The following is a 9,117-nucleotide window of genomic DNA, read 5'->3' on the forward strand; positions in this document are numbered from 1 at the left end:
AAAAACCTTACTTTTAAAAGTAAGGTTTTTTACTACATGAATTCTATTAAACCGATTTCAATAAAGCGTAAAAATTCGTATCATATGGGACATCATCTTGATACATATAATTTTTTAGAACGCCTTCTTTTTCAAAGCCTAATTTTAATAGTACTTTATTGGAAGCTTCATTTTCAAGAAATACAATTGCTCCAATCCGCTTTAAATGAATCGTATGGAAACCGTATGATATAACCTCAGAAACAGCTTCAGTCGCATATCCTTTTCCCCAGTGTTCAGGCAAAAAGGCATAACTTATATTGGCTCGTTTATGCTCAGAAGACCAATCGTGAAAACCAATGGTACCAATGAGTTCTTTCGTGTCTTTTAATTCGATTCCCCATTTTATACCGCTTCTTGCATTGTAACTCAACTTAAAATTATGAATGATTTGCTTCACTTGATCAATATCTTGTAACGGTTTTTGGCCATAATAGCGCAGTACATTAGTATTAGAAAAGCATTGTAGTATACGCGGTGCATCTTCTTCGGTAAGTTCTCTTAAAATGAGTCGGTCTGTTTTCAATATAGGAAACATGCTTTCACTCCATTTCTTTTGAAACTAGAATGTGTTGTTATTATATAATCTAGTCTGAAAATAAAGATTATTCAAGAGGGGAGTATGGTTTTAATTTATGATAAAATTGATTGTGGAATATATTTCAAAAAGAGGTTTGTATATGGAGAAAAATTCAATTTTAATTGTAGATGATGATCAAGATATTGTTCAATTTATAAAAGTGAATCTAATGCAAGAAGGTTTTAAAGTTTTTAGTGCTCATAACGGAGAAGAGGCTTTAGAAATAATAAATAATAACAGTATTCAACTTGCTATTTTGGATATTATGATGCCACAAATGGATGGGATAGAATTGTGTAGAAGGATTAGAGAGAAACATAGTTTACCAATTATGTTTTTAAGCGCGAAATCATCGGATGTCGATAAGGTAATTGGATTTAGTACTGGGGCAGATGATTATATTGTGAAGCCGTTCAGTACAATTGAATTTATCGCAAGAGTGAAAGCTCAATTAAGAAGGTATACATATTTCAACCAAAATGCTGTCCAAGTAATGGAAAAGAAAATAAATATTAGAGGTTTAGAAATAGATGAAGCGTCGAGAACTGTAATGTTATATGGAGAAACAATGAATCTTACGAAAACTGAATATGATATTTTACACTTAATGGCAGCCGCAAGGAATCGTGTGTTTACAATTGAAGAAATATATGAGAGCGTTTGGAACGAAAGAGCCTATGAAAGTAATAATACAGTAATGGTTCATATTGCAAGATTGAGAAATAAAATTGAAGAGAATCCAAAAGAACCGAAGTTTATACAAAATGTTTGGGGAGTCGGATATAAAATTGAAGATTAGATCTTTACAGGGTATTAGGGCGAAATTTTTTTTAGCTTTCATATGTAGCATCTTGTTAGCGACTGTAAGTATAATAGTGCTTCAAATTTTAGTTGGAAATATATATAGTCATGTTAATGCGTTAGAGGAAAAATATTCATTTTTATACTTTATAGTTTTTTTGATTTTTACTACGACATACTTTGCATGTATGACAAAAACAATGATGAAAAGATTGTCTGAAATTAATAAGAACGTGAAGGAGATAAGTAATGGTAATTTTGAAGTACATATACCTATTTCAAAAAATGACGAGATTGGTGAATTAGCGACGAATGTAAATAGAATGGTCAAAAGTTTAAAAGAGTCTATCGAGAATGAAAAAAAATCACAGGAAATGAAAAATGAAATGATTAGTAATATTTCTCATGATTTACGAACGCCAGTAACATCTTTAATCGGTTATGCGGACCTGTTAGGAAATAAACTCCATTCGAATGGAGAAGAATGTGAACAGTATGTAAGTATATTAAAGCGAAAAAGTTATGAATTAAAACATCAAGTAGATGATTTATTAGAATACTGTCAAATAAATTATAGAGAGATTGAATTACATAAAGATGAAGTAGATATGAAAGCATTAATTGAACAAATCATGATTGGTTTTGTACCACAATTAGATGATGCTAATATGAGCTTTTATATTAAAAGTGATGAAGTGCTGTATGTAGAAGTTGATGTGGCACTTATAGTGAGACTATTTGAAAATATAATAGGTAATAGTATTATGTATGGAAAAGATGGAAAGGAAATTGTAATTGGAATTTCTAATAAAACAATGAATGTTGAAGTAGAAATTAAAAATTTTGGACAATGTATTCCGGAAGAGGACCTTCCTTACGTTTTTGAGAAATTTTATCGTAGTGAAAAATCACGTAGTTCTTATACTGGTGGGAAAGGAATGGGGCTTGCAATTTCAAAAAGTATAGCCGAGCTCCATCAAGGGGATCTAACTGTACGTAGTAACGATAAAGAAACAGTTTTCACTGTGAAATTACCGCAGTAATAAAAAAGTAAGAAAGTCGTAAGTATTTCTTTTATATGTCGTAATTTTTACTTTGTATCATTGAGAAAAAGGATATGAGAGTAGGGATGCGACATGTGGAAGAAATTTTTATTAGTGATTATAGTTTCTTTTTTAATTATAAGTTGGATCTTAGTTTATGTAGCTAATGGTGTTACATCAGTTTTTGTTTGGTGGAGTATTCAGGCTTTTAGTTTTATTTCAGTTTTCCTCTTGATAGGATCAGTAATAATATTTTTTTGGAAAGGCATTTTTAGAAAGCGGATAGATAGAACGCTATTTTTAATCATTCTGTTTTCTATCATTGGAGCTTGGCCTGTCGGTTGGTTTGCTAATATAGGTAGAATTGCTTACCCAGCAGATATACAATCTATGAGTCCTAAAGCAGTAGTTCGTGTTCCTTTGAATGAACGAGCATTAATAGGCTGGGGCGGTGATCAGTTAGAAACGAACTATCATGTTATAAAGCCAAATGAAAGGTGGGCATATGATATCCTCATTCCACCTGCTGAAGTGAAAAGTAGTAAGTTAGAGGATTACGGAATATATGGAGCGAAAGTAATGGCACCAGCTTCTGGGACGGTTGTATCAATCAATAATGATGAAAAAGATTTAATTCCCGGATTGGATGATTTTCAGTCAATGGCAGGGAATTACATATATTTACGGATAGATGAAACAGAGACATTTTTGATTCTTGCCCACTTAAAGAAAGGGTCCATTAAAGTTAGAGAAGGACAACGTGTAAATGAAGGAGAATTTCTTGCTCAAGTCGGTAACTCAGGAAGTTCAAGTGAGCCACATTTACATATCCATCATCAAAGGCAAAATCCGTCTAAGGTAAGTATGTTTTTTGCGGAAGGATTGCCACTTTACTTTCGAACTGAAAATGGTGTCATGATGCCGGAAAGAGGGACATACATAAGTGGTAACTAGAAGAAAATCATTTCATCCAAAAAGGGTATTCCAAATTAAAATTGGAATACCCTTTTTCATTATCCTACAAATGTTTGATACAGTAAGAAGATATTTAAAATGATAACGAGTGCTGCAATTATCCAAGCGATAAATGTTGTTATACGGTGGTTAACGAGTGCACCCATAATCTTTTTGTTACTTGTAAACATAATAAGTGGTACTAGCGCAAATGCAATACCGAATGATAAGACGACTTGGCTCATGACTAGAGCGTAAGTTGGATTTACACCTAAAGCGATAATAACTAATGGTGGAATCATTGTAATAAATCGGCGTAAGTATAACGGAATATGCATGCGAATGAAACCTTGCATAATAATATCACCCGACATTGTACCGACAGAAGAGCTAGATAGTCCTGCTGATAAAAGTCCAATCCCAAATAATGCAGCCGATACAGGACCTACTAAATTGGTAAATTGAGTGTAAGCAACATCTAAATCTTCAACGTGCAAGCCGTTTTTAAAGAATAGTGCAGCAGCAACAATTAACATACTTGCATTAATTGCTCCAGCAATAACCATTGCAATAATAATATCGATAAATTCGAAACGAAAAATCTTTTTCTTTTGTTCGTCAGTTGTTCCGACCACGCGGCGTTGTGTTAATGCAGAATGCAAGTATATTGCATGTGGCATAACTGTTGCACCTAAAATCCCTGCTGCAAGTAATATACTGTCTACACCTTGGAATTTTGGAATAAATAGTCCTGAAAGAAGGGGACTTAATTCTGGTTTTGCATAAAAAACTTGAATCCCAAAAGCAATTACTACAATGAAAATCATTCCTGTAATAATAGCTTCTAGTGGACGAAATCCTCTACGTTGAAACTCAAGAATAATAAATGATCCGGCTGCAGTAATTAAAGCGGCAGGTAGCATCGGGATTCCAAATAGTAAGTAAAGCCCCAAAGCAGCTCCAATAAATTCCGCTAAATCTGTAGCCATAATAACTAGTTCACCTTGTATCCATAAGCCGATAGACACAGGCTTTGGAAAGTTTTCACGAGCTATTTCGGGTAAATTGTTTCCTGTAGCAATTCCTAATTTAGCTGATAAAGTTTGGATTAATACAGCCATTAAGTTAGAAGCGAGTATAACCCATAATAGTAAATATCCATATTGTGAACCAGCTGCGATATTTGTAGCAAAGTTGCCAGGATCAATATAAGCAACGGACGCGATAAAAGCGGGTCCTAAAAATGGTAACAGTCTTTTCCAGCCTTTTGTTTCTCCACTTAAAGCTAAGTGAGCTGATTGTACAGTTGTACTTTCAGAAGGGAGATGTTCATCTTTTGTTATATCTTTATTCATAGTAGTTTTCCCCTTTAAAATGTTAACTTGATGAAATTATTGTATTTATTCTTACTCATTATTTCAATACATTTAAATATGTTATGTGATAATTTCATTTGAACACGAAAGTTTCCTTAATGCAAATTATATGCCTTTATGCAATGGATGGTGTGATAACGTAAAATGAATTGGGAGTTTATGGTGTGATGACATGGGGAAACATAGTGAATTAAAGGGCTGTTTTTGAAATTTATGTGAACATAAAGCCGATAATACAGCATATTAATTGATGGAATTGCATTTGTATGATATATAATATATTGGGATTACAACATAACCGTAGTGTTTTGGTGTGTAATCTTGTTTTTTATTTTTGTTAACTGATAGAAAATAGTATAAAGAAAAGAAAATGGGATTCATTTTCTTATTATATATGTTTTGATATGAACGTTAACTTATACATGATTTAAAAAATTAGATAGGTGGTAGAAATACATTGGCAACTACAAAACCATACAGAGTATTACTATATTACATGTACACAACAATTGAAAACCCAGAAGAATTCGCGGCAGAGCATTTAGCATTTTGTAATTCACTTGAATTAAAAGGAAGAATTCTTGTAGCAAAAGAAGGTATTAACGGAACTTGTTCTGGAACTGTAGAACAAACAGAGAAATACATGGAAGCAATGAACAATGATCCACGTTTTGACGGTATCGTATTTAAAATAGATGAAGCTGATGGTCATGCATTCAAGAAAATGCACGTGCGTCCTCGTCCAGAGTTAGTTACACTTCGTCTAGAAGATGACATTAACCCACACGAAATAACTGGGAAGTATTTAGAGCCAAAAGATTTTTATGAAGCAATGAAACAAGAAGATACAGTTATCATTGATGCACGAAATGATTATGAATTTGATTTAGGTCACTTCAAAGGTGCGATTAAACCTGATATCGAATCCTTCCGTGAATTACCAGATTGGATTCGTGAAAATAAAGAAGTACTTGAAGGTAAAAAGATTTTAACTTATTGTACAGGCGGAATTCGTTGTGAGAAGTTTTCTGGTTGGTTAGTTCGTGAAGGCTATGAAGATGTAAGTCAGCTTCACGGCGGAATTGTAACGTACGGAAAAGACCCAGAAGTACAAGGTGAGCTTTGGGATGGACAATGTTACGTTTTCGATGAGCGTATCGCTGTACCAGTAAACCAAAAAGAACATGTTATCGTTGGTAAAGACCACTTTACAGGTGAACCTTGTGAGCGCTATGTAAACTGTTCAAATCCAGAATGTAATAAGAAAATTTTATGTTCTGAAGAAAACGAAGCGAAATATTTACGTGCATGTTCTAATGAATGTCGTGTAAGTCCACGTAACCGCTACGTAATACAACATGAATTAACGGAAGAGCAAGTAGCTGCTGCATTAGAGAAAATCGAAGCAGGGAAGTAAACTGAATTCTTATAGTAAAAGGGGTACTCCAAGTTTAATTTTGGAGCACCCTTTTTTTATTATACGGTTCTGTCATTTGTCGGTTTTTGTCGGTAAGTCGATATATCTTAAAAATCGCTGATATATTTCGAGTTGCGCTGATATATCTTAAAAATCGCTGATATATTTCGAGTTGCGCCGATATAATCGGAAAATCGCTGATAAAGATTTCACTTACTGCAGTGCGCCAAGAATTTGAAAATAACTTTCTTTAATTTTTATCTTCTTTCTCTTTAACGGCAGAAAGTACAGTTTGTTTTACCCAAGCTTTTCTTCGTTTATGCTGTAAACCCCATTGGTATAAACTTTGGGCTCCTAAAATAAGTGAAATGACAATGCCGCTAATCGCAATTAATAGAGCGAAAAATTCAAGAGGTGACGATATTTTGTTTGAATCGGTGTTTCTTAAAAGGTCAATCATAGTAAACCCTAACATTTGGCCCACTACAGAGTAGAGCGTTAAAATTAATAATAAAAGGCTATCTTTTTTAGAGGCGACATTTTCTTGATATTTAAACAAACTATCAAGATTTTGTTTCGCGTTCGAGTATAGAACCTCAATATTAAAAAGTTTTCTTAAGCGGAAGAAAATATCTTCACTTTGTGATTGGGATACTAATTCTAAAGAAAAATAATTAGCAGTGAACGAATTGATCGAATAAATTAATTTCTCTATTTCATTAGTATCTTGTTCAATGTTTAGCTCAGCATAGGCGTTTGCCATTTTTAATAAAACAATTTTATGGAATAGGTTTAATAATAAAGCGTAATAAAATTCCCCGTACATTTGACTAGCAAGTTTAGCGATTTCGCGTTCTCCTTCATTTGTTACACATGTAAAAATATGTTCTTCCATTATGAAATAACGATTTGGAGCCCATCTCTGGTAAGCGTGTTTTTTTAAATAGTCATGAATGTAAGGAAGGTTATTTGCACTCACACATGGCTTACCATCACTTGTTAATCCGGAAAGACTAGAAGTACGATAAACATCCACTTCATTAAGTTCCATACCTTCTTTTAGTGACAATAAAGTTTGGACGTACATTCTTTGGTCTTCGAAGAAAGGGAAGGTTTGAAAGTATGAACTTCTTAATCTCTTCTTTTCAAAGAAATCAGTTACGCCATGAAATAAATAACCAAAAATGAATTTTTCAACTTGGGAATACTTTTTTCCGTTACATTCAATACAAATAGTCTCATTTGTATCATTTTTAGTTTCAAGTACACGGAAGCGAGCAGCGAATTCGATTGCTTCAGATAAAGTCATGCTTGGAGCAGTGTTTACTTCTGTTCGAATTGTTAAGAAGCCAAGTTCATAAGGACAAAGTGTTACATCAATAGAGTGTATCTTGAATGGGATTGAAATAAGGTTTGTTGTTAAATGTCCAGTTAAGTTAAGGTCCTTTGAATAACGTTGCAAGCCCTTTTGATGCTCTGAGTGAGGAAAGAGAATTTTATTTGTAAATGAAAGATAGTATGCTTCCATATTTTGATGTGAAACTTTAAATTCCCCATAATATGTATTTTCATCATAGAGATGATCGAGCCGAAAAGGACGGAAATCGTTTTTTTGTAAGAAAGGGAACATATTTTGTTCATATCCAGCTTTAAACGAAAACGGGAATATAAATTGAAATATAGCTGTTGCTACATCTTTTTCCTCAATTGCTTGTATTGCCTCCATCTACATTGTTTCCTTTCAATATATGCTATAGAAACAACATGCCCAAATTTATTTGAAAATAACCACTGTTTTATACTCGATTGAGAGTGAAAATTCAGCTTATTTAGCAGAGGACATGTATAATGTTATGTATACTAAAAGTTATAAAATTGTATTTTGAAAAGGGGGATGCTGTATGCGGATTTTAGTATTAGGCGCTGGTGGAGTCGGAGGATTTTTTGGTGGCAGATTAGTCGAAAAGGGAGAAGATGTTACATTTCTTGTTCGTAGTAAACGGAAAAAACAATTAGAGGAAAGAGGACTTGTAATCCGAAGTGTTAACGGGGATTTTTCCTTTCAACCGAAATTAATAACGAAGGAAGAGAGAACTTCTCCATTTGATGTCATTTTATTTTCAACAAAAGCGTATCACTTAAACGAGGCAATTCAAGATTTGAAGCCGTTTGTTGGCGAAGGTACTGTAATCATTCCATTGTTAAATGGTATCGCTCATTTATCACTATTACAAAAAGAATTCGGAGAAGAAAAAGTACTTGGCGGTTTATGCTTTATCGAGACGACGTTAAACGATCAAGGAGAAATTGTACAAACTAGCGCTGCCAACAGACTTGTGTTTGGAGAAATTAAGTCTCAAAATTCAGAGAGAGTAAAGCATATTTCTAAAGTATTTGCAGGTACGAAATCTAGTTTTGTTTTAAGTGAAAATATTACGCAAGATATGTGGCATAAATATTTATTTATTACTGTAATGTCCGGTGTGACAACGTTAATGCGTGCACCAATTGGACCAATTCGTGAAAGTGAAGGCGGTCGTGATTTTATCCGTAATGTATTTGAGGAATCTGTACAAATTATGAAAGTATTAGGAGCTCCAATAAAGGTTAATATTGCCCAGGAACATATGAAAACGATTGATAAAATTTCGTATGATATGAAGTCATCGATGCAACGTGATATGGAGAAGGGTTCGTTTATTGAAGGGAAGCACTTGCAAGGATATTTACTGGATGTAGCAGAGCAATTTTCTATAGCGGCACCATTATTAGGCACTATATATCAAAATTTAAAGGTGTATGAAGAGATGACCTTTAACAGATCTGTAATAGAATTAGATGTATGAAAAAATAAAAAAGATAGACAATATATAAGTAGTATTAGTCTATTTCTTTTTTTATTTTTTT

Annotated in this window: 7 protein-coding genes and 1 pseudogene; 5 read left to right on the plus strand and 3 right to left on the minus strand. The window is 33.4% G+C overall.

Going from position 1 to position 9,117, the window contains the following annotated elements; translation table 11 throughout:
* Positions 1–46 precede the first annotated feature (46 nt).
* Positions 47–577 (minus strand): GNAT family N-acetyltransferase, encoded by a 531-nt coding sequence (locus HMPREF1014_RS09430; protein WP_000483972.1) that lies wholly within the window; start codon positions 575–577, stop codon positions 47–49.
* Between the two features lie 142 nt (positions 578–719).
* Between HMPREF1014_RS09430 and HMPREF1014_RS09435 the strand changes: the two genes are divergently transcribed.
* The 3 genes and pseudogenes from HMPREF1014_RS09435 to HMPREF1014_RS09445 all read left to right on the plus strand — a co-directional run bounded on the left by HMPREF1014_RS09435 (position 720) and on the right by HMPREF1014_RS09445 (position 3,417).
* A complete protein-coding gene (locus HMPREF1014_RS09435; protein ID WP_000414525.1) occupies positions 720–1,418 on the plus strand; it encodes a response regulator transcription factor in 699 nt (232 codons plus the stop codon).
* Positions 1,384–2,485 (plus strand): annotated as a pseudogene (locus tag HMPREF1014_RS09440) (HAMP domain-containing sensor histidine kinase). Before HMPREF1014_RS09435 ends, HMPREF1014_RS09440 begins: the two are co-directional and overlap by 35 nt.
* A gap of 71 nt (positions 2,486–2,556) precedes the next feature.
* Complete coding sequence (locus HMPREF1014_RS09445; RefSeq protein ID WP_000265532.1) at positions 2,557–3,417, plus strand: M23 family metallopeptidase; 861 nt, start codon at positions 2,557–2,559, stop codon at positions 3,415–3,417.
* Positions 3,418–3,476: 59 nt separating this feature from the next.
* Here HMPREF1014_RS09445 and HMPREF1014_RS09450 read toward each other — a convergent pair whose 3' ends face one another.
* Positions 3,477–4,772: an Nramp family divalent metal transporter gene (locus HMPREF1014_RS09450; RefSeq protein ID WP_001030677.1), complete on the minus strand. Its 1,296-nt coding sequence runs from the start codon at positions 4,770–4,772 to the stop codon at positions 3,477–3,479.
* A 478-nt stretch (positions 4,773–5,250) separates the two neighbouring features.
* On the opposite strand from HMPREF1014_RS09450, the gene trhO reads away from it, so the two are divergent.
* Positions 5,251–6,210 (plus strand): oxygen-dependent tRNA uridine(34) hydroxylase TrhO, encoded by a 960-nt coding sequence (trhO, locus tag HMPREF1014_RS09455; RefSeq protein ID WP_000246217.1) that lies wholly within the window; start codon positions 5,251–5,253, stop codon positions 6,208–6,210.
* Positions 6,211–6,460: 250 nt separating this feature from the next.
* On the opposite strand, the gene HMPREF1014_RS09460 is transcribed toward trhO, so the two are convergent.
* Positions 6,461–7,936 carry a hypothetical protein gene (locus HMPREF1014_RS09460; RefSeq protein WP_000387422.1) on the minus strand — a complete coding sequence of 492 codons (1,476 nt, stop codon included), beginning with the start codon at positions 7,934–7,936 and terminating at the stop codon, positions 6,461–6,463.
* 175 nt (positions 7,937–8,111) lie between these two features.
* On the opposite strand from HMPREF1014_RS09460, the gene panE reads away from it, so the two are divergent.
* Positions 8,112–9,056 carry a 2-dehydropantoate 2-reductase gene (gene panE, locus HMPREF1014_RS09465; RefSeq protein WP_001221897.1) on the plus strand — a complete coding sequence of 315 codons (945 nt, stop codon included), beginning with the start codon at positions 8,112–8,114 and terminating at the stop codon, positions 9,054–9,056.
* Positions 9,057–9,117: the final 61 nt, after the last annotated feature.

This window comes from Bacillus sp. 7_6_55CFAA_CT2 (assembly GCF_000238655.1).
Lineage (GTDB): Bacteria > Bacillota > Bacilli > Bacillales > Bacillaceae_G > Bacillus_A > Bacillus_A cereus.